This window comes from Ideonella sp. P3_A4 (assembly GCF_056403075.1).
Map to the genome: position 1 here is coordinate 1 of NZ_JBFUGE010001086.1, position 1275 is coordinate 1275.

The following is a 1275-nucleotide window of genomic DNA, read 5'->3' on the forward strand; positions in this document are numbered from 1 at the left end:
GAGCAATGCAATCTGGGCAAGGGGCCCGGTGTCGTGAAGGGCGCCTTCGTCGAACTGCCGCGCTACTTCGCTGACACGGCCAAGGTGCAAGACCTCGAGTCGCGCCTGCTGACCTGCATGGAGCAGCTGCAGGGCTTCGACGCCGCGGCCATCGCCAAGACACCATTCGGCAAGGGTGAGCAGGTCAACCTCGAAGGCCTCGTGGCCTGGATCTCGGCCGAATCGCGCGGGCTGAAGTTCAACCTGCCGCAGGCCCATGCCGAAGAGCGCAAGACCTACGAGCTCGGCAAGCGCGCCTTCTTCTACCGCGGTGGCCCTTACGACTTCTCATGCGCCTCTTGCCATGGGCAACCCGGCAAACGCATTCGCCTGCAAGACCTGCCCGACCTGACCGGGAACCCCGGCAACGGCATCGGCATCGCGGCCTGGCCCGCCTACCGGGTGAGCAGCGGCGAGCTGTGGAGCATGCAGCGGCGCCTGACCGACTGCTACCGCCAGCAGCGTTTCCCGTACCCCGGCTTCGCATCGGACGTGACCGTCGCACTGGGTGTCTACATGGGCGTCAATGCCAAGGGCGCCGAGTCGATCGCGCCTGCCATCAAGCGCTGAAGGAAGCACGATGAATACCAGGAAGTTGATCGTTCTTTCCGCCACTGGCGCGCTCGTCGTCGGGTGCGCTTCGATGGCGCCGGCGCCTGACTACGACGCGCTGATGGCGCAGATGATGAGCGGCTCGTTCCGCGACGAGGGCATCGCCAAGGTCGATCGTCTACAGCAAGACGAAGCCAACGCCGCCTGCTCGAAGGCGCAAGGTGCGAACCTGCCCGACAGCGTGGCCAACCCGATCCAGCAGGCGGCGCTGAAAAGCGTGCGCATGCCGGCCGACGGCGTGTTCATCGGCGATTGGCGCGAAGGCGAAAAGCTGGCGCAGAACGGCCGTGGCATGACCTGGACCGACAAGTCGGCCACCTCCAGTGCCAACGGCGGCAACTGCTACAACTGCCACCAGATCACCAAGACCGAGATCTCGTTCGGCACCATCGGCCCCAGCCTCTACAACTACGGCAAGCTGCGCGGCGTGACTGACCCGCAGAGCGCCGAGGCCAAGCCCATCGTCGAATACACCTGGGCGAAGCTGTGGAACGCGAAGGCCTACAACGCCTGCTCAGGCATGCCGCGCTTTGGCCACGCCGGCTTGCTGGATGAGACCCAGCTGAAGCACCTGATGGCGCTGATCCTCGACCCGAAGTCGCCGGTCAACCAGTAACCCATGAA

The 1275-nt window shown here is 65.0% G+C and carries 2 protein-coding genes; both read left to right on the top strand.

The genetic code is table 11. From position 1 onward, the window contains the following. The coding region (gene soxA, locus AC1DYI_RS36050; protein WP_477208887.1) for a sulfur oxidation c-type cytochrome SoxA at positions 1 to 609 on the top strand (609 nt) is incomplete at its 5' end. Positions 610 to 619: 10 nt separating this feature from the next. After that, on the top strand, positions 620 to 1267 hold the full coding sequence (gene soxX / locus AC1DYI_RS36055; protein ID WP_477208888.1) for a sulfur oxidation c-type cytochrome SoxX: 648 nt from the start codon (positions 620 to 622) through the stop codon (positions 1265 to 1267). The last annotated feature ends 8 nt before the right edge of the window (positions 1268 to 1275 follow it).